This is a genomic window from Cellulomonas sp. PhB150 (genome assembly GCF_003755175.1).
Lineage (GTDB): Bacteria > Actinomycetota > Actinomycetes > Actinomycetales > Cellulomonadaceae > Cellulomonas.
On record NZ_RKHX01000003.1, the window covers coordinates 171,031 to 190,554 of the forward strand.

Annotated in this window: 18 protein-coding genes; 10 read left to right on the forward strand and 8 right to left on the reverse strand. The window is 73.6% G+C overall.

All coding sequences use genetic code 11. From position 1 onward, the window contains the following. The first annotated feature begins 107 nt into the window (after nucleotides 1–107). Entirely contained in the window at nucleotides 108–344 is a 237-nt protein-coding gene (locus EDF34_RS11190) for a MerR family transcriptional regulator (protein ID WP_123371580.1), read from the forward strand. Between the two features lie 6 nt (nucleotides 345–350). On the opposite strand, the gene EDF34_RS11195 is transcribed toward EDF34_RS11190, so the two are convergent. After that, nucleotides 351–545 (reverse strand): hypothetical protein, encoded by a 195-nt coding sequence (locus EDF34_RS11195; RefSeq protein ID WP_123371581.1) that lies wholly within the window; start codon nucleotides 543–545, stop codon nucleotides 351–353. Nucleotides 546–695: 150 nt separating this feature from the next. Here EDF34_RS11195 and EDF34_RS11200 point away from each other — a divergent pair, with 150 nt between their 5' ends. The 3 genes from EDF34_RS11200 (at nucleotide 696) to EDF34_RS11210 (ending at nucleotide 5,851) form a co-directional block, all read left to right on the forward strand. Continuing rightward, a complete protein-coding gene (locus EDF34_RS11200) occupies nucleotides 696–1,091 on the forward strand; it encodes a hypothetical protein (RefSeq protein ID WP_123371582.1) in 396 nt (131 codons plus the stop codon). 229 nt (nucleotides 1,092–1,320) lie between these two features. Then, complete coding sequence (locus EDF34_RS11205; protein WP_123371583.1) at nucleotides 1,321–5,220, forward strand: S8 family serine peptidase; 3,900 nt, start codon at nucleotides 1,321–1,323, stop codon at nucleotides 5,218–5,220. Nucleotides 5,221–5,359: 139 nt separating this feature from the next. After that, nucleotides 5,360–5,851, forward strand: a complete 492-nt coding sequence (locus EDF34_RS11210; protein WP_123371584.1) for a DUF3806 domain-containing protein — start codon at nucleotides 5,360–5,362, stop codon at nucleotides 5,849–5,851. Between the two features lies 1 nt (nucleotide 5,852). On the opposite strand, the gene EDF34_RS11215 is transcribed toward EDF34_RS11210, so the two are convergent. Then, nucleotides 5,853–6,350 carry a ribonuclease H gene (locus tag EDF34_RS11215; RefSeq protein WP_233575337.1) on the reverse strand — a complete coding sequence of 166 codons (498 nt, stop codon included), beginning with the start codon at nucleotides 6,348–6,350 and terminating at the stop codon, nucleotides 5,853–5,855. Nucleotides 6,351–6,455: 105 nt separating this feature from the next. On the opposite strand from EDF34_RS11215, the gene EDF34_RS11220 reads away from it, so the two are divergent. After that, nucleotides 6,456–7,001, forward strand: coding sequence for a hypothetical protein (locus EDF34_RS11220; RefSeq protein WP_123371585.1), 546 nt, complete (start codon nucleotides 6,456–6,458; stop codon nucleotides 6,999–7,001). A gap of 7 nt (nucleotides 7,002–7,008) precedes the next feature. On the opposite strand, the gene EDF34_RS11225 is transcribed toward EDF34_RS11220, so the two are convergent. The 6 genes from EDF34_RS11225 to EDF34_RS11250 all read right to left on the reverse strand — a co-directional run bounded on the left by EDF34_RS11225 (nucleotide 7,009) and on the right by EDF34_RS11250 (nucleotide 12,712). Then, on the reverse strand, nucleotides 7,009–7,959 hold the full coding sequence (locus tag EDF34_RS11225; RefSeq protein ID WP_123371586.1) for a 5'-3' exonuclease H3TH domain-containing protein: 951 nt from the start codon (nucleotides 7,957–7,959) through the stop codon (nucleotides 7,009–7,011). After that, entirely contained in the window at nucleotides 7,956–8,597 is a 642-nt protein-coding gene (locus tag EDF34_RS11230) for a DUF4203 domain-containing protein (protein WP_199737846.1), read from the reverse strand. The genes EDF34_RS11225 and EDF34_RS11230 overlap by 4 nt, the downstream gene beginning before the upstream one ends. Nucleotides 8,598–8,720: 123 nt before the next feature. Further along, nucleotides 8,721–10,109, reverse strand: coding sequence for a hypothetical protein (locus EDF34_RS11235; RefSeq protein ID WP_123371587.1), 1,389 nt, complete (start codon nucleotides 10,107–10,109; stop codon nucleotides 8,721–8,723). A 74-nt stretch (nucleotides 10,110–10,183) separates the two neighbouring features. Further along, nucleotides 10,184–10,723 (reverse strand): RNA polymerase sigma factor, encoded by a 540-nt coding sequence (locus EDF34_RS11240; protein ID WP_370450057.1) that lies wholly within the window; start codon nucleotides 10,721–10,723, stop codon nucleotides 10,184–10,186. A 94-nt stretch (nucleotides 10,724–10,817) separates the two neighbouring features. Further along, nucleotides 10,818–12,188 (reverse strand): chromosome partitioning protein, encoded by a 1,371-nt coding sequence (locus EDF34_RS11245; RefSeq protein WP_123371588.1) that lies wholly within the window; start codon nucleotides 12,186–12,188, stop codon nucleotides 10,818–10,820. A 77-nt stretch (nucleotides 12,189–12,265) separates the two neighbouring features. Next, nucleotides 12,266–12,712, reverse strand: coding sequence for an ATP-binding protein (locus tag EDF34_RS11250; RefSeq protein WP_123371589.1), 447 nt, complete (start codon nucleotides 12,710–12,712; stop codon nucleotides 12,266–12,268). Nucleotides 12,713–12,919: 207 nt separating this feature from the next. On the opposite strand from EDF34_RS11250, the gene EDF34_RS11255 reads away from it, so the two are divergent. The 5 genes from EDF34_RS11255 (at nucleotide 12,920) to EDF34_RS11275 (ending at nucleotide 19,521) form a co-directional block, all read left to right on the forward strand. Next, complete coding sequence (locus EDF34_RS11255; protein WP_123371590.1) at nucleotides 12,920–13,120, forward strand: hypothetical protein; 201 nt, start codon at nucleotides 12,920–12,922, stop codon at nucleotides 13,118–13,120. Continuing rightward, nucleotides 13,117–15,996, forward strand: coding sequence for a helix-turn-helix transcriptional regulator (locus EDF34_RS17985; protein WP_123371591.1), 2,880 nt, complete (start codon nucleotides 13,117–13,119; stop codon nucleotides 15,994–15,996). Before EDF34_RS11255 ends, EDF34_RS17985 begins: the two co-directional genes overlap by 4 nt. A gap of 32 nt (nucleotides 15,997–16,028) precedes the next feature. After that, nucleotides 16,029–17,096 (forward strand): non-homologous end-joining DNA ligase, encoded by a 1,068-nt coding sequence (ligD, locus tag EDF34_RS11265; RefSeq protein ID WP_123371908.1) that lies wholly within the window; start codon nucleotides 16,029–16,031, stop codon nucleotides 17,094–17,096. Beyond that, nucleotides 17,080–18,498: an MFS transporter gene (locus EDF34_RS11270; protein WP_199737849.1), complete on the forward strand. Its 1,419-nt coding sequence runs from the start codon at nucleotides 17,080–17,082 to the stop codon at nucleotides 18,496–18,498. Before ligD ends, EDF34_RS11270 begins: the two co-directional genes overlap by 17 nt. 102 nt (nucleotides 18,499–18,600) lie before the next feature. Then, nucleotides 18,601–19,521, forward strand: coding sequence for a DUF3806 domain-containing protein (locus EDF34_RS11275; RefSeq protein ID WP_123371592.1), 921 nt, complete (start codon nucleotides 18,601–18,603; stop codon nucleotides 19,519–19,521). Nucleotides 19,522–19,524: the final 3 nt, after the last annotated feature.

Consider the following 19,524-nt stretch of genomic DNA (forward strand, 5'->3'; position numbering starts at 1 on the left):
ACAGGCGTCCAATCGGACATTCTGCCTGATCAGGACGTTGCGGACGTGACGGTCGTCACGTCTGCGTGACACATCTGGAGAAGTTGTGCGCGGCTACAGTTCGACCCGTGCACGACGACCAGCTCGACGACCTCTACGACATCGCCCGGCTCGCCCGGCGGCTCGGCGTCGAGAACGCGACCATCCGCGTCTGGCTGTCCCGCGGCGTCCCGTGGCTGCCCCGCCCGGACGGCCGGCTCAACGGCGGCGCCGTCTGGCGCGCCACCACGCTCGAGGGCATCGAGCAGCGCCGCGTGAAGGGCCGCCCCGGGCCCAAGCCCCGCGTCCCGGTCGACGCGGTCTGAGACTCGCTACGCGCGCCGCCGCCGAGACCACCGGTTGACGGCCGGGCCGACGACGACGATCGCCGCGAACCCCACCGCGCTGACGACTGCGCTGCCGGTCGACGCGCCGTCGGCGACCCGCACGGCGTAGACGACCACCGCGCCAACCGCGGCCAGCACACCCACGCCCCACACGGCCCACCGCGGCATCACGTCGTTCACGCTGCCACTCTCCCAGCACCGTCAAGCACACCGGCGGGGCTGACGCACGGCGGTGCGGGTCACACCGAGCCCCCTGTCGCCGGCCGCGCCGCAGCTCTAGCGTGGGTCGCACAGGGCACCCACAGAGGCGGCCCGCACTGGGGGCTGATCATGGTCGCTCGTCGCAACTCGATCCTTGCTTTCGTCGGCTGGGCGCTCGCCGGCGCCGTCGGCGCGCTCGGCCTCCTGACGCTCGTCCTGCCGGGGCTCGTCGCGGCCGTGATCGTCGGCACCGTCGCCCTCGTGCTCTTCTTCCGCCTCAAGGAGCCGTACGCCGCCAGCGGCGTCGTCGCGGGCGGGGCGCTGCCCCTGTTCTACGTCGCCTGGCTGAACCGGCAGGGCCCGGGCGAGTACTGCCACGCACTGGGTGGCGGCGGGCAGGAGTGCACCGACATGTGGAGCCCGTGGCCGTGGGCCGCCCTGGGTGTCCTGCTCGTCGGGTCGGCCGTGACGCTCTACGTCGTCGCGCGCACCCGGGGCTGGGGCGCGCAGGCGATCTCTCGCTGAATCACTCCTCAGGGCGACGCCGCTCGTCGAGCGGTTCCGACCGGGCGGACGCAGGATGGACCGGATGTCCGAGTCGCGTTGCAATGCCGCAACAAGACCGAAACGTCCGAAGTCTTCCTTATGACCGTACTGGTAAGTAACGTGCCCCTGGCGCCTATGGGTGAAGCAGGTCACACCTGTGACTCATCCATGGGCGCACCGATTCGTTCGAGAGCCCAGAGGTGTGCGCATGACCCGTCGTCCGATCCTCGCGTCCGTTACCGCCGCAGCGGTGGTACTGAGCACGGCCATGCTGGCCGCCCCAGCGACGGCGGCACCGCCACCGGACATCCCGTCGCCGAGCAAGCTCAGCCACGTCTCGCCCGCCCTGCGCGACAAGGTGGCGAAGGACGCGGCCAAGGTCACGGACCTGCTCGACGCGACGGGTAACGTCACGGCGTTCGTCCAGCTCAAGTCTCCCGCCGGCGTGGACGTGGCCAAGAAGGCTGGGACCGACGACGCCGACGTCAAGGCAGCGGCGAAGGACACGAAGGCGCTCGCCGCCGACGTGGTCCCCTCCACGCTGACCGAGGCGAACGCCGACACCTCCGGGCTCAAGCGGATCGGGACGCTCACCAACCTCGTCTCGGCCACGCTGGTCACCGGCGACGCCTCCAAGATCCGCGCACTGGCGTCCAACCCCGACGTCGTCGCCATCTACCGCGTCGCCCGCAAGAAGCTGGAGAACGCCAACTCCGACGCGTTCACCAAGGCGCTGGCCACGTGGAAGGAGACCGGCAACACGGGCTACGGCGTTCGCATCGGCATCATCGACACCGGCCTCGACTACACGCACGCCGACTTCGGCGGCCCCGGCACGGTCGCCGCGTACAACGCGGCGTACGGCACCGACGGCACGGGCCCGATCCTGGCCGGCTCGTTCGACCGCACCAAGTTCATCGGCGGCTACGACTTCGCGGGACCGAAGTACAACGCCGATCCCGCGGCGGCCACCTACGACCCCGTGCCGCACCCGGACGCCAACCCGATCGACTCGCTGGCGACGTCCGCGAACTCGGGTCACGGCACCCACGTCGCGGGCAGCGCGGCGGGCTACGGTGTCGACGGTGACGGCAAGACGTTCACCGGCGACTACTCCGCCATCGACTCGCTCGCCGGCTGGGAGATCGGGCCGGGCACCGCGCCCGAGGCCCAGCTCTTCTCCCTGAAGGTGTTCGGCGACGTCGGCGGCTCGACCGACGTGACGGCGCTCGCGCTCGACCGCGCGGCCGACCCGAACAACGACGGCGACTTCTCCGATCGCCTCGACGTGGTCAACCTGTCCCTCGGCAGCGACGGCTCGCCCGCCGACGACCCGGACAACATCGTCATCGACAAGCTGAGCGCGCTGGGCACGGTCGTCGCGATCGCGTCGGGCAACGCCGGCGACATCACCGACATCGGCGGTGGCCCGGGCAACGCGGCCAGCGCCCTGACGGTCGCCAACTCCGTCGCCGCCCCCGTGCTGGACGCCGTGGAGGTCACGGCCGCCGGTGACGACTCGCTCGTGGGCGAGAAGTTCGGTGCGCAGAACTCCATCGCGTACACGGGCACCGCGGACGTCACGGCCCCGGTCTGGTACTCGGGCGACGCCAAGTTCGACGGCTGCACTGCCTTCACCAACGACCAGAAGACCGCCGTCGCCGGCAAGATCGCCTACCTGTGGTGGGACGACAACGACGCGACCCGCGCGTGCGGCTCGGCCGTGCGATTCGGCAACGCCGCAGCCGCGGGCGCCGCAGGTGTCGTGCTTCCCACCGAGGTCCCGGTGTTCGTCGCCGGCATCTCCGGCGTCGCCAGCATCCCCGGCGCGCAGCTGATCGCCTCGGCGACCGACGAGCTCCTCCCGGAGATCATGGCCGGCACGCTCTCGCTGCACATCGGCCCGAGCCTGGCCATGCAGGGCTCTCAGGACGGCGCCGGTGACCTCCTCAACGGCAGCTCCTCGCGCGGTGTGCACGGCTCGCTCGGCGTGATCAAGCCCGACGTCGCCGCACCCGGTACGGGCATCAGCTCGGCGGCGTCCGGCGAGGGCGACGCCCCGCACGTGCTCTCCGGCACGTCGATGGCCACCCCCCACGTGGCCGGCATCGCCGCCCTCGTGGTCCGCGCCCACCCGGCCTGGAGCAGCTCGCAGGTCAAGGCCGCGGTCATGAACACGGCCACGCACGACGTCACGACCAAGCCCGACGGGGGCGGCCTCAAGTACGGGCCGCAGCGTGTCGGCTCGGGTCGCGTCGACGCGCTCGACGCCGTCAACGCCAAGGTCATCGCCTACAACAAGGCCAAGCCGGCGCTCACGTCAGTGACGTTCGGCGTCGTCAAGGTTGGCGCGTCCAAGGTCGTGCAGAAGCAGGTCGTGACCGTCAAGAACTTCGACACGCTGAACGCCAAGACCTACGCCACGAGCGTCTCGCTCGCGACGAAGTCCGGCGGCGCGACCATCACCGCGTCCCCGGCCTCCATCACGGTGCCGAAGGGCGGCAGCGTCGACGTGACGCTGACGCTGACGGCGGATCCGGCCACGCTGAAGAAGGAGATCGACCCGACGTCAAGCGACACGGTCAGCGGCCTCGGGCGTGAGTTCGTCTCCGAGGTGGCCGGTCGCCTGGTGCTCAAGCCCGCCACGGGCACCGAGCTCCGGGTCCCGGTCCAGGCGGCTCCGAAGCTGGTCAGCGCGCTCACCGCGTCGGCCCCGGTCTTCGACTCTGCTGCCGCCGGCTTCGGCGAGATCCCCGTCACGGGTCGTGCGGTCACCAAGGGTGGCTTCGACTCCATCAGCGCCGGTCTCATCCTCGCGGCGACGAGCCCCAAGATCGCCGTCAACCCGGCGCTGCGCACCTCGCCGTCCGCGCTCGCCTCGGGTGACATCAAGTACGTCGGCTGGTCGTCGACCGTGCCGTTCGTCAAGGCGTACAACGCGACCGGACCGACGAAGCCGATCGACCCGGTGCTCAACAACAAGCTCGAGGTCGGCCTCGCCGTCTACGGGGATTGGGCCTCTCTTGGTCGCGTGACGATCCCCGTCATCTACATCGACATCAACAAGGACGGCACGCCCGACATCGAGGCCGACGTCGTCAAGCTCAACGACGACAGCGACCTGACGGTCGTCGCGACCTACGACCTGAAGACCAACAAGAACGTCGGGCTCGAGCTCGTCAACGAGCAGGCCGGCGACGTCGACTCTGGGATCTTCGACAACAGCGTCCTGGTCGCCCCGATCAACCTCGCCGACAACGGCATCAAGGCCGGCGACAAGCCGTCCATCACGGTCTCGACGTACTCGTCGTACGCCGCAGCCGAGGACGGCGAGGTCGACACCACGCCGGCCTTCACCGTCGACCCGTTCGCGCCGCCGTTCTGGTTCGCGGCGGACGACCTCGTCAACACCTGGATCGACGGCGACGTCAACTCGATCCTGACCTACAAGGCGGCCGGGGTGACGTCGGGCAAGCTGCTCGTCCTGACGCCGCAGAACTCCGACCCGAGCACGCGTGCCCAGGTCGTCGACATCAAGACGACGTCGTCCACCAAGCTCGCGATCAGCCCGACCTCGGTGAAGTTCGGCACGGCAGCCAAGGCCACCGCCACGGTGACCGGATCTGCCGCACCGACCGGCAAGGTCGAGTTCCGCGAGGGCGCCAAGGTGCTCGCCACGGCGAACCTCTCGGTCAGCGGCAAGGTCGGCAAGGCGACGGTCACGCTGCCGAAGTCGCTCAAGGTCGGCAAGCACACCCTGACGGCCGTCTACCTCGGCAGCACGGGGGTGGCGACGTCGAAGGGCACCGCCACGCTGACGGTCGCCAAGGCGAAGCCGAAGGTGTCGCTGTCCACCTCGTCGTGGACCGTGAAGAAGAACAGCACGCCGAAGCTGACGGTCAGCGTCAAGGGCTCCTCGGGCGCCCCGGCCCCGACCGGCAAGGTCGTCGTGAAGGTCGGCTCCAAGTCGGTCTCCGCGACGCTCAGCAGCGGCAAGGTCACCGTCCGCCTCCCGAAGGTCACGAAGGCGACGACCGTCTCGGTCACCTACAAGGGGAGCAGCAGCTACTCCTCGGCGACTGCGACGCACAAGCTCAAGCTGAAGTGATCTGAGCAGAGCCCCGAGGGCCGCGTCGACCACCCGGTCGGCGCGGCCCTCGGCACGTCCGGGTGCCCAAAACGGGCCGAACGGGGGAATCCCGCCCGGGTCGGTCAAGCGTGCAGGCTCGAGGGTCGATGCGCAGGTCATGGACCTGCTCCCGTCTCCCCACACGCCCGGGGACGACGAGCGCACCGGCCGCACGACGGCCCTCAACCCCGCCGAGCAGGTGTGGACCGCACAGCACCGCGAGCTGGTCTCGGAGCTGTGCGACGGGGACGTCGACGAGTGGACCGTGGGCGACCTGTTCGACCGGGTGCACACCACCTGGCTCGAGTCCGACGAGCGTCCCGACCCGACACCGCTCGTGCACGCGTTCGGCGTGGCGCTGGGTGACCTCGTCGCGCGCGACGTCCCAGGCATGGCCTGGGTCTCCTACCGGGAGGACGACGCCATGGCCCTGGCCCTCGCGCGCGCCGGTGACCCCCTCGTGGTGTTCCCCATCGCGTCGGTCGAGGAGCACTGGGGCGTGGTCGTCGAGGGATGGTTCACGACGCACGTGCAGGCCGTGGTCGACGAGACCGTCCGGCAGCTGCGGCACTCGGGCCGCTCGGAGCAGGGCGCCGACGGCTGGAGCTGAGTCAGAACAGCACGTCGACCGGCGGCGCCAGCGGCGCGACCGGCACCGGGACGTACGTGCCGTCGCGCATCGCGCGCGCGGCGATGCCGGCGAGCTCGTCGGCCCGCTCGTTGAACTGGTCGCCCTGGTGCCCACGCACCCACACGAAGGTCACCGGCCCGGGCCGAGCGGCGATCGCGCGTTCGATCCCCTGCACGAGCTCCAGGTTCTGCACCGGGCTCCCGCTCGCGGTCCGCCAGCCCTTGCGCCGCCAGCCGTGCACCCACAGCGAGGCGCACTTGATCGCGTACTGCGAGTCGGCCTCGATGCACAGCGGCTCGTCGCCCGGGTGCGCGGTGATCGCCTCGAGCACGGCCATGAGCTCGGCGATCTGGTTCGTGCCTGCCGCGACCGCGCCGCTGCCGTGCGTGCCGTCGTGGTTGGCCCACGCCCAGCCGATCGCCCCACCGGGGTTGCGCAGGCAGGAGCCGTCCGTGCTGACCGTGATCACGGGCGTCATTCTGCCCTGCTCGCACGCCCGCTCACCCGTCCGGCCGACACGCCCGGCGGCTCGTCGGACCGAATGACTCAAGGTCACCCACCCGGACGTCCGATACTTCCTCGTATGACGACGTTCGAGGATCTTGACCTCGCCGAGGCGTTCGGCGACTTCGAGCCGCAGGAGCAGCCCCCGCGTCGACGCGCGGGCTGGATCACCGCGGTCGTGCTGACCCTCGCCGTGCTGCTCGTCGGCGGCGGTCTCGCCTGGCTGGCCCTCAGCCGCGACACCACCCCCACGGCGACCGTCGTCGCCCCTGCCGTGCTCGTCCCGGCCCTCGCCGAGACCCAGACCGCCGCCGACCAGGTCGAGGCCTCGAGCCTCGACGGCACCGGCATCCGCGCCTCGAGCACCCGCTTCGTCGCGCGCTCCGAGCTCGGCGCGATCTACGTCGGCACCGGAGCGGGCGGCCAGGTGTGCCTGCTGGCCGTTCCCGAGGGCGACCTGTCGTCGACCTCGTGCGTCAAGCCGAAGACCGGCTCGGTCATCGTGCTGCGGCCGGTCGCCGACGGCCCCGCCGTCGCGCTGGTCACCGAGGGTGGCGAGGCCCCGAGCGCCGACGACGGGTGGACGCAGACGCCGTCGGGTCTCTGGACCGCCCCCGCCGCCTGAGCCGCCCTCAGGACGCGAGCACGTCCACGACGCGCTTCACGCTCGACGACAGCCCCCACCGCTCGGCCAGCGCGACGAGTGCCTCGGGGTCGACCGGCGTCTTGGGCAGTCGATCGTCGACCTTCTCGACGGGCGCATCGGGCGCGACCTGCACCACGCCTGGCGCGACCCGCAGGTAGTCCGCCGCCTCCGTGAGCCGACGCAGCTGCGTCGCGGTCAGGCCCTTGTCGCCCGCGTCGCGCGCGGCGAGGATCCCCTCGAGCGACCCGTACCGGTGCACGAGAACCGCTGCCGTCTTCTCGCCGATGCCCGGCACGCCGGGAAGCCCGTCGCTCGGGTCCCCGCGCAGCACGGCCATGTCGGCATAGCCCTGGCCCGTCTGCACCGAGTAGCGCTCCGCGAGGCGCGCCTGGTCGACGACCTCGAGGTCCTTGATGCCGCGCACCGTGTACAGGACGCGCACGTGGGCCTCGTCGTCGACCAGCTGGAACAGGTCGCGGTCGCCGGTGATCACGTCGATCGCATCTCGCTGGCCCGCGGGCTTGTCCCGCTCGCGTGCGACGAGGGTGCCGATGACGTCGTCGGCCTCGTACCCCGGCGCACCGAGCCGGGCGATCCCGAACGCCTTGAGCACCTCGGCGATGACCGGCACCTGCGGGGCGAGCGTGTCGGGGATCTCCTCGAGGTCTCCCCCGGTCCGCTCCTCGGCCACGCGGTGCGCCTTGTACGAGGGGATCGCGTCGACCCGGAAGGCCGGCCGCCAGTCGTCGTCCCAGCACGCGACCAACCGCGTGGGCCGGTGGTCGGCGACGAGGCGGGCGATCATGTCGAGCAGGCCGCGGACCGCGTTGACCGGCGTCCCGTCCGGCGCCTTCACCGAGTCGGGGACGCCGAAGTAGGCGCGGAAGTAGAGCGAGGCGGTGTCGAGCAGGAGCAGGCGTCCGGTCGGCGCAGTCATGCCGACGAGTCTGTCAGGCCCGGCGCCTCCGCCGCAGGGGCCTTGCGCGGCGGCGTGGGCTCCCTCGTCGCCGGGCTGCTGACCAGGCGCCGCCCGAAGACCCGCCGCTGCACGTAGAACCCCGAGGCGGCCAGCGCGATCCACACGACGAACATGAGCGTCTGCTCCCACCCCTGGTCCGGGTGGTCCAGCGCGCCCATCTGGTCCGGCCACAGCACCGCGACGCCGGTCATCGCGATGCTCGCACCGCCCAGCGGCGTGACCCACAGGACGACCCGCCGCCCGTACCGGTCCGCGAGCAGCGCGGCCGACGCGGCGACCGCCACGACCAGCACCACGGCAAGGATCACGTTCGTCCCGCGGTTGCCGAGGGCGGACCACAGCTTCGCGCCGATCACGGCTCCGGTCACGGCCCCGATGACGAACGGGGCGAGCCGGAAGACGTAGGCGGCGACGAGCCAGATGATGATCGTCGCCCCGACGGAGATCCAGATCGCGTCCCAGTCGGTCGCGCCGAACGCCTCCGCGAGCAGGTACGTGCCGCCGAACCCGGACAGCAGCAGCGCCAGGTTGATCGACGCGATCCCGGCGAAGCACAGCACGAGCCCTGCGACGACGACGATCAGCCCGGACACCATCTGGCCACGGTAGGCCCGCGTCGCACGGACGGCCCGGCGAGGGCGTCGCGCGTCACGAGGCGCGGGAGACGAGAAGGACCGGCAGGCGCCCCTCCGCGCCGGCCGGTCCTGCTCGAGCTCGTGTCAGCCGGCGAAGTCCAGCTGCTGGTCGACGACCGCGATGACGGACCACACGGAGCCGTCGGTCCCGGTGAGCTCGTACGTCGGCACGAGCAGCGTCGCGCCGTCGGCCGTGGTGTGGGTCGCCAGGCCGAGGCGGGCGTCGTCGATGGTCACCCGCGTGACGGGCCACGCGATGGCGTCGCCCGGCTCGGCCGTCGTCGGGACAGCCGGCGGGGTCGGCGCCTCGGTCGAGGCGGAGATGACCGAGTCGTCGGACTCCGCACGCGCCGCGAAGGGCGTCACGCCCCCGGCCGACGAGCCGAACCGCGGGTCACCCAGGCGCTCGACGGCCTGCGCGGGGCTGACCACGTCGTAGCTGCCGAGCGCGACCAGCGGTGCGACGGGACCGTTCACGGCCGAGACGCCGGCCGCGACGACGGTCACGTACCAGGTCGCGTCCGTGCGCTGGCCGTCGACCACCGTGTAGCCGACGACGCTCGCCGTCTTGTCGTCGCCCGTCTGCTGGGTCTCGAGCTCGAGCGTGCCGGTGTCGACACCGAGCGAGGCCAGGACGTCCGTGGCGGCGGCGATCGCCGCCTTGCTCTTCGGGGCGTCGGCCACGTCGCAGTCCGGAGCCTTCTGGTCGGTGCCGGCGTCGTCGGTCCCGGAGATCGAGTCCGGCGCGGACTTCACGCCGCACGCCCACGGGTCCTTGGACGGGTCGTAGTAGCTCATGCTCGCCATGCCGTCCGGGCTGAGCGTGACGGTCGCGCCGGTGCCGTCGTTGGGCCCGACCGTCCAGCCCCAGTCCTGCGTCGGCTTGCCCGGGACGCCGAGCGCCTCGGCGAGGCGGGCGGCGGTGTCCGACGAGTACACCGACGCCGCGTCGTACGCCCACGCGTCGAAGGAGCGGCCGGCCGTCGACAGTCCCTTGGCCGTGAACGTCGTGTGGCCGTACCCGCCGTAGAACGGCATCGAGGCCGCGCCGACCTTGTCTCCGGCGGCGAGGCCCGACGAGCGGCCGATCTCGGCACCGGCCTGCGGCACGGCACCCGCCTGCGGCACGGCTCCGGCGGCGTCGGACGAGCCCTCGCCGAGCGAGATGGGCGCAGCGGCCGACGAGCCTCCGTCGGCCACCTGGTCCGAGCCGTCGTGCTGCGTGCCGAGGGCGTAGCTGGCCCCGCCGACGACGGCCACACCGGCGACCGCCGCGGCGACCTGGATCCAGCGCGGTGTCCGGCGGGCGCGGCGGGCAGCGAGCTCGTCACCCGTGAGCTGCACGCCCGTGGACTCGGCGAGCGCGGCGTGCAGCCGGGCCAGGTCCGGGGTGGCGGCGGCCGCGGGGTCGGCCGCGCGCACGGCGTCGACCGCGCGCTGGGCGTCGGGCTGGTCCTGCTCGGGCGTGGTCACGATGGGCTCCGGGGTGGCGAGGCGGGAACTGCTTCCACCCCGTCTATGTCGTCACGGCCGACGACCTTGCAGTCCTACGCCGGGTCCTGTGCCGCCCACGCCGCCGCGAGCCGCGAGCGCGCCCGGCTCAGGGCCGCGTCCGCGCCGCCCCGGCTGATGCCGAGCACCCCCGCGAGCCCGTCGCCCGAAAGCCCCTCCCAGGCGTGCAGCAGGATGATCTGCCGGTCGCGAGCGCTGAGGGCGGCGAGCGCGCGGCGGGCCTCGTCGTCGCGGACGGCGAGCAGCGCGGGGTCGTCGTCGTCCGGGTGCTCGGGGACCTCGCTGACCGGGACCGGACGCGACTTGCGGCGGTGGTTCGCGACGACGAACCCGGCGGTCCGGTAGAGCCAGGGCAGCTCGGCGCCCTCGGGGACCTCGTCGCGGCGGCGCCACGCGATGGTCAGGACGTCGGCGCTGAGGTCCTCGACGTCGTCGGTGGCGACGCGGCGGGACAGGTAGCGGTGCACGGGTGTCGCGTGCTCGCGCACGAGCTGCTCGAACCACGGTGCCCCGCGGGTCGGCACCGGCTCCTGCTCGCTCACCGCCACCACCGGCTCGTCCGTCTGCACACCCACAGCGCCCCCTTGCTCAGGTCGGGCGACACACGACGCCCCACCTGCTTTGTGTCACGGCGAGCGCCGATCTTGCACGAGGCGCGCAGGCGACTTCCTACAGGCCGTCCGCGACGACGGCGGTCGCCCGCAGCCACGCGTCCCGGGTGTCCGGGCGCAGGCTCTCGAAGTCGATGGGTCCACCGGCGACGAGGGCCGCGTCGTGCGGGACCTCCACGATCGCGCGGGTCAGGGCCCCGAAGTGGCTGCGCAGCCGGCGACGCAGGTCCTTGTCGACCTTGCGGTCCGGCTCGGACAGCACGGTGACGGCCCGGCGGACCGCGTCCTCGTGGCCCGTCGAGCGCAGGGCGTCGAGAGCCCAGGCGGCGGACTGGGCGGTGTCCTCGCGGATGGTCGAGACGACGACGATCTGGTCGGCCGCCTTGACCGCGGCCTGCCAGTTCGAGGCGCGCATGTTGTTGCCGGTGTCGACGACGAGCACCCGGTAGAAGCGGGAGAGCACGTCGTGCAGCGCGGTGAACGAGGCGGCGTCGACCGACGCGGCCGACGCCGAGTCCTCGTCGGAGGCCAGCACGTCGAACTGCTGCGTGGACTGGGTGCGGACGAACGCGTCGAGGTCGCCGACGCGGACGGTCCCCTCGTCGCCCAGGGTCGGCAGCGCGTGCAGCAGGTCCACCGCGGTGCGGGCGTGCTCCGTGTGGGCGGAGCGCCAGCCGAGCGTGCCGCGGGTCTCGTTGTTGTCCCACGCGAGCGTGTAGCCGCCGCGCTCGAGCCCGAACGTGGCCGCGAGCATCATCGTCGCGGTCGTCTTGTGCGCCCCGCCCTTGGGGTTGATGACGACGATCGTCTTGGGGCCGTCGAAGCCGCGGCGCACGGCCGCCTGCTGCACGCGCCGGCGCTGCTCCTTGCGGCCCGGGCCGGGCGAGACGGCTCCGAAGGTCACCCGCCGGATCCCCACCCGGACGCCACGCTCGGCGGGGCCGGGCGTGACCGGGTGCCGGGCGGCGAGCAGGTCGTCGAGGGTCGGGAGCGTCGTCGAGGAGCGGTCACGCGCGGGGGCGGATGCGGCGATGAGGCCGGACGGGGGGCTCGTCGCGGCGAGCGGGTCCGGCCTGGCGGCCTCGGGGGTGGTCTCGGGGGTGGTCTCCGGCGCGGTGGCGGCGGGGGCCGGGGCGGGCTCGTCGGGCGCGCCGTCCTTCGGGGCCTCGTCGACCGAGCCGTCCGGGTGTATCAGCAGCGACCAGACCCCCTCGGGGTCCCGCACCTGCACCGGGACCGGGTGACCCAGACCCTCGGCGAGCTCGGCGATGCGGCTCGTGATGGCCGCGCCGGCCTCCTGGAGGCTCTCGCGCTCGACCCGCTCGACGACGCCGTCGACCGAGATCTCGCCGGTCCCGTCCTCGCGCACCTCGGCGCTGATCTCCGGGTCGCGCGTCTTCGTCGCCACGCCCTGCTCGTCCTCGGCCATCCCGATCCACTCCTCAGCTCACGCCACGTCCCGAGCCGAAACTACGCGAATCGGGCCGAATGTCCAGGCCAGAGCGGTCAGGCCTCGGTGTCCACCTGGAACCAGACGGACGTCCCGCCGTCCCGCGGCCGGGTGCCCCAGGACTCGGCGAGGGCCTCCACGAGGGCCAGGCCACGCCCGCTGGGGGCGGTGGGCTCGGGGTGGCGGACGGTGGGCGCACCGTGGCCGGTGTCGATCACCTCGACGCGCACGTAGGGGCCGGCGACGCGCAGCCTCACCCGCACCTGCCCACCGGTGGGGCCGTGCACGACGGCGTTCGAGACGATCTCGGCGGTCAGCAGCTCGACGACCTGGTTGGTCGCGCCGGTCACCCCGAGCTCGGCGATCGTCCTCATCACCCAGTGCCGGACGGCGCGCGGTGCACGCGGCTCGGCCGTCACGACGAGCTCCTCGTCGAACCGGGCAGCCTCCTGCTCGGCGCGGCGCGCGCTCGGCGCGCTGCGCAGATCTCTGACGTCGCCCACCTGACCAGGGTGCCCGACCAACCGGCGATCCGCCGGGTGGGAGCCACGACACGCACGCGACCTCACCCGTCTGAGGCACCTCAGACCGCCTCAGGCGGGATCGGTCGCCACAACCCGTCGAACGACGGATCCGGGGCACGTCACCTCAGAGGAAAAGTCGTCACCGACGCCGGGGGAGCCCTCCCCCGCCGAGCAGAGGAGACAGTGATGAGCGAGATCTGGGGACCCGGGCTCGACGCCGAGCTGGCCTACCGACGCGAGACCCTGCGCGCCGACCTGGCCGACACCCGAGCACGCAGGGGCGCCCGACGCCAGGCCAAGCACCCCGACGGGCACCGCCACGCGTCGGCGGCTGCCGCGCGTCGGTGGCTGCTGCGAGGATCGGGGGCATGGCACGTGGCCCGATGAACGCACCCTTCGTCGCCCGCGCGGACGAGGTGGCCCTGCTCGACGAGGCCCTCGGCCGGGCGGGCAGCGGCGTGGCCGGTGCGGTGCTCCTCGCGGCCGACGCCGGGGTCGGCAAGACGCGGCTGGTCCAGCACGTCGCGGCGCAGGCGACGGCCGCAGGGGCGCACGTCGTGGTCACGCACTGCGTGGACCTGGGTGACGTGGGCCTGCCGTACCTGCCGTTCGCGGAGACGCTCGCCCAGCTGAGGGTCCTGGCGCCGGAGGTGGTCGACGAGATCGTCGCGGCCCGCCCCGCGCTCGCGCGCCTGATGCCCGGGCAGCCCGCGGCGGCCGACGGCTCGGCGAACCGGCTGCAGCTGTTCGAGGGGCTCGTCGAGGTGCTGGGTGCCGTCGGGACGGCCGGGCACCCGCTGCTGCTGGTGGTCGAGGACGTGCACTGGGCGGACTCCTCGAGCCGGGACGTGCTGCGCTTCCTCGTCTCGCGGCTGCGGGACCAGCACCTGCTGCTCGTCGCGAGCTACCGCACCGACGACCTGCACCGGCGCCACCCGTGGCGACCGGTCGCTGCCGAGCTCGCGCGTCACCCGCGGGTGCAGCGGCTCGACCTGCGCCCGTTCACGCCCGACGAGCTGCGCGAGTTCACCGTCGCCGTGACCGGTGCCTCCGTGCCCGAGCAGGCGCTGCGCCGCGTCGTCGACCGGTCCGAGGGCAACGCCTACTTCGCGCAGGAGCTCCTCGAGGCCGGCACGGACGCCGACGAGCTGCCCTGGTCGCTCGCGGAGGTGCTGCGCGCGCGCCTCGAGGGCCTGGACCCCGAGGTGCAGCAGCTCGTGCGCGTCGCGTCGGTCGCCGGGCGTCGGGTCGACGAGCGGCTCCTGCGCGCGGCGGTGGGGGACGCGTTCGTCGGCTTCGACGCCGCACTGCGCGAAGCCGTCGCGCACCACGTGCTGGGCGTCGAGGACGACGACCACCTGGCCTTCCGGCACGCGCTGCTCGCCGAGGCCGTCGCCGCCGACCTCCTGCCCGGCGAGATCTCGTCGCTGCACCGCGCCTACCTGCGCGCGCTGCAGGCGGACCCGACGCTCGGGCCGTCGTCCCAGCTGGCCTCGCACGCGCTGCGCGCCCCCGACCTCCCGGTCGCGTGGGCCGCGTCCCGGGAGGCGGCCCACCAGGCGCACGAGGTGCTCGCCCCTGCCGAGGAGCTGCGCCACCTCGAGGTCGTCCTGAGGCTGTGGCAGTCCGTCGGTCAGGACGCCACGGCGGACGACGAGGACCACGCCGACGTGCTGTCCGCGGCGGCGTCCGCAGCGAGCGCGGCGGGCCTGTTCGACCGCTGCGTCCAGCTGGCCCGCGCCGCCGTCGAGGACACCGCGGACGACCCCGGCCGCCAGGCGGGGCTGCGGACGCGGCTCGCCCGGCACCTGCTCGCGGCCGAGCGGCTCGAGGACGCGCTCGGCGAGGCGGAGCGCGCCCTGCACGACGTGGGCGAGGAGCCGTCCGCGGCGCGGGCGTGGGCCCTGGCGACCTACGCCCGGTGCGCGCTCAACGTCGACCAGGACGAGCCGGCCGTGACCGCCGGCGAGCAGGCCGTCGAGGTCGCGCGGGCCGTGGGGGCGGGCGACGCCGAGTCCGACGCGCTGACGACGCTCGCGGTGCTCGTGGTCGACGACGCCGACCGTGCCGCCACCCTGCTCGCGGCAGCGCTGGAGCGCGCCCGCGAGGCGTGCGACCTCGACACCGAGCTGCGCACCACCTACAACCTCGCGCTCAACCGCTTCTACTCCGGCCACCTCGAGGCCGCGCAGACGCTCGCGGAGGCCGGCCTGGAACGCGCGCGAGCGGTCGGCATGGGCAACAGCTCCTACGGTCTGGAGCTGGCCCTGACCGTCCGGCTCATCGACTACACGCGCGGCGACCTGTCCGCAGCGCCGCCGGTGACGGACGCGCCCGACGACCGGACCGGTCCGCTGGCCGCGGTCGACCTGTACGCGGCGACGGCACGCGGCGACGAGGACGTGGTGGCGCGCGCGGCCGCGCTCGAGCCGCTGTGGGCCCGGGACGGCTTCCACGCGCTCGTCGCGGGCGGCTGCGCTGTCGACGCGCTGACCTGGCGCGGCGACCACGAGGACGCCGCGGCCCTCGCGGTGCGGGTCATCGAGTTCCTCAACCGCGCGTGGGACGACTACTTCCTCGGGGGCATCTGGCTCTCGGCCCTCGGCATCGCCGCGCTCGCGGAGGCCGCGGCCGAGGACCGGCTGCAGGGCCGGGACGCCTCCGCGCGGGTCACGCTCGGCACGGCGCTGCTCGAGCGCGCGCAGGAGACCGCCGAGCGGGGGCGGCCGCGCGGCGGGACGCTCGGGCCCGAGGGGCGGGCCTGGCTGGCCCGCGCGCACGCGGAGCACGGGCGGCTGCTCGGCCCGGCGGGCAACGACCCGGCCCTGTGGACGGCGACGCTCCACGAGTTCGACTACGGCTACCGGTACGAGGTGGCGCGCACGCGCTACCGGCTCGCGGAGGCCCTGCTCGAGCAGGGCGACCGGGACGCCGCACGGTCGCACGCGGCGGCGGCACTGGAGGACGCGTCCGCGATGGGCGCCGCGCCGCTCGAGGCCGCGCTCCGGGGACTGTCGCGGCGCGGGCGGCTCTCGCTCGCGGGCATGCGCGAGTCGGGGACCGACGTGCTGACCTCCCGCGAGGCCGAGGTGCTCACGCTCGTCGCGCAGGGACTGTCCAACCGGCAGATCGGCGACAAGCTGTTCATCTCCGGCAAGACCGTCTCGGTGCACGTCTCGAACCTGCTCGCGAAGCTCGGCGCGTCGGGGCGCGCGGAGGCCGTCTCGATCGCCCACCAGCGAGGACTCATCGGCAGCTCGTGACCGTGTCGGTCCGTGGGCCTACGGTGGGCACCATGCCGACGAAGACGCCCGCGGTGGAGCTGGACGTGAACGGCCGGACCGTGCGCGTGAGCAGCCCGGACAAGGTCTACTTCCCCGAGCGCGGGATCACCAAGCTGCAGGTCGTCGAGTACTTCCTCAGCGTGGGCGACGGGATCCTCGGTGCGCTGCTGGACCGGCCGACGACGCTCGAGCGGTGGCCCAAGGGCGTGTTCGAGGGCGCGAAGCTGGCCACCCGGATGGACTCGTCGGGCGACGCGTTCTACCAGAAGCGCGTCCCCGCGGGCGCTCCGGACTACGTGAAGACCGCGCGCATCGGGTTCCCGAGCGGCCGCACGGCCGACGAGGTGGCGCCCAGCGAGGTCGCCGTCGTCGCGTGGGCCGCCAACCTCGGCACCCTCACCTTCCACCCGTGGCCCGTGACGTCGGACGACGTCGACTCCCCCGACCAGCTGCGCATCGACCTCGACCCGCAGCCCGGTACGGACTTCTCCGACGCCGCGCGCGTCGCGCCGCACGTGCGCGAGCTGCTCGCGGAGCACGGCATGGAAGGGACGCCCAAGACGTCGGGCGGGCGCGGGATCCACATCTTCGTCCCCATCGAGCCACGCTGGTCGTTCGTCGACGCGCGCCGCGCCACCATCGCGCTCGGCCGCGAGCTGGAGCGGCGGATGCCCGACGAGGTCACGATGAAGTGGTGGAAGGAGGAGCGGGGGGTCAAGATCTTCGTCGACTACAACCAGATGGCGCGCGACCGGACGATCGCCTCGGCGTACTCCATCCGCTCCAACCCCCGAGCGACCGTCTCCGCGCCCCTGACCTGGGACGAGGTCGCGGACGTCCACCCGGACGACTTCGACGTGCTGTCCATGCCGGCCCGGTTCGCCGCGGTGGGCGACCTGTTCGCCCCGCTGGTCGCGCACGCCGCCCCGCGCTGCTCGCTGGAGTCCGCGCTCGAGCTCGCCGACCGGCAGGAGACGGACGACGGTCACGGCGACCTGCCCTACCCGCCGGAGTACCCGAAGATGCCGGGCGAGCCCAAGCGGGTCCAGCCGAGCAAGGACCGTGACCGACCCCGCTGAGGCGCCGGCCTACGCCTCCGCCCGGGGGCGCTGGGTGCTGCTGGCCACCGTGCTCGGCTCGGCGATCGCGTTCATCGACGCGACCGTCGTCACGATCGCGCTGCCGCGCATCGCCGAGGACCTGGACGCGTCGACCGGCGACCTGCAGTGGACGGTCAACGGGTACGCCCTGACCCTGGCCGCCTTCCTGCTGCTCGGCGGGTCGCTCGGCGACCGGTTCGGGCGGCGACGGGTCTTCCTGGTGGGCGTCGTGTGGTTCGGCGTCGCGTCGGTGCTCTGCGCGGTGGCGCCCGGGATCGGTGCGCTGATCGCCGCGCGCGTGCTGCAGGGCGTCGGCGGCGCGCTGCTCACGCCCGGATCGCTCGCGATCATCCAGTCGACGTTCGTCGGCGAGGACCGGGCCCGGGCCATCGGCGCGTGGTCCGGGTTGTCCGGCGTCGCCGGCGCCATCGCTCCGTTCCTGGGCGGCTGGATCGTCGAGCTCGCGTCGTGGCGGTGGATCTTCGCGATCAACGTCCCCCTCGTGCTGCTCGTCGTGGTCGTCGCGGTGCGCCACGTGCCGGAGTCGATGGACCCGACCGCGGTCAGGCGGCTCGACATCGGCGGGACGGTGCTGGGGGCGCTGGGGCTCGCCGGGCTGACCTACGGGTTCACAGCGTGGACCGACCACGGCTCGGCGGACGCGGTCGTCGTCGTCACCCTCGTCGGCGGCCTGCTCGCGCTGGCGGCGTTCGTCGTCGTCGAGGACCACCACCCCGCGCCGCTGCTCCCGCCCGCGCTGTTCCGCTGGCGCCCGTTCGCCGGGGTCAACGGGGCGACGCTGCTCATCTACGCCGCGGTGTCCGGGCTGTTCTTCTTCCTCGTCGTGACGCTGCAGGTGGTCGCCGGCTACTCGCCGCTCGCCGCCGGGCTCGCGCCGCTGCCCGTGACGGTCCTCATGTGGCTGCTCTCGCCACGGATGGGGGCACTGGGGGTACGGCTCGGGCCCCGGCTGCCGATGACCGTCGGGCCCGTGATCTGCGGGGTCGGAGCGGTGCTGCTCGCCGGCATCTCCACGTCGGCGCCCTACCTGACCGCGGTGCTGCCCGGCGTCGCGCTGTTCGGGCTCGGGCTCTCGTTCACCGTGGCGCCGCTGACCACCACGGCCCTGGCCGCCGCGCCCGACCACCTGGCGGGCGTGGCCAGCGGCGTCAACAACGCCGTCGCGCGCATCGCCAGCCTGCTGGCGATCGCGGTCCTGCCGCTCGCCGCGGGCGTCGGCTCCTCGCTGACCGACCCGGTGACGCTCGCCCCGGCCCACCGCACGGCGATGATCGTGTGCGCCGGGCTGCTCGTCTCGGGCGCCCTCGTCGCCTTCGCCACGATCCCCCGCACGGCCGCGGCGGTCCGACCGACCGAGTGAGTTCCGCGCTGCGGCGCAGGTCAGACGCTGCGCCATCGCCCGTCCGGTGGAACCACCGGCGCGCCGCTCAAGACCGGCGTCCAGGACGCCGATCCTTAGTCCATGGTGCCCGCTCCCGTCGTCGTGGGAATGCGCCCCCTCGCAGCGTCCGAGGAGGCACACCTCGACCGACTCCGTGACTTCCTGACCGCCAGCCGCGTCGACGTCACGGACCCCCGCGCGCTCGGCGCCCTGGTCGACGCACAGCTCTCCCGCTGGCAGTCCGCCGGCGCGGGCGAGCTGCCCGACGGGATGCTCGCGGCGTTCGGCGTCGGCATCGGCGACCTGGTCCGTGCCGCGGCGCCCGGTGCCCACTGGGTGCTGCGCACCTCCGCCGAGCGACCCGGCCCCGCCCTGCTTGCCGCCGAGGGCAGCGCCGCCGTCGTGCCGCTCGACGACGTGCGCTCGCGCTGGGCGGCCGGGACGCGCGACTGGGTACCGGGCTACGTCTCCGCCGCCGCGCAGCACCTGGCCGGGTCCGTCGCCGACGCGCCTGCCGGCGTCGCCTCCGCTCCCGACGCCGGCCCCGCGCCGCTGCCGGTGCACGCGCCGCAGAGCACCGCGATGCCGAGCCGCCGCGCGTCGCGCATCCCCCGACCGCGCATCCCCGCCGACCTGCCGGTGCCCCCCTCCGTGCCCGTGCAGATCCTCGCGCTCCGGTCGCTCGACCGCGCGCTCGAGGTCGCGTGCGCGAGCGCCGACCCGACGCGCCTCGCCTTCTACGCGCTCGAGACCGACGGCATCCTGCGCCCGGTCGCCGACCTGCCGGCCGCCCGCGCCGCGGTGACCGCGTCGGGCGCCGACCGTGCCGCGGTGATCTGGGTCGCGGGCCTGGACGACGAGGGCCACGTGGCCGACGCGCCCCCGGCGGTCCTGGTCGAGGCCGGCGAGATCGGTGTCGCGACGCTCGTCGTCGGCCACCGCTTCACGACCACGCCGGTCGAAGACCTCGTCATCGTCGGCCAGGGCGCGCCGCTGCTGTAGCCC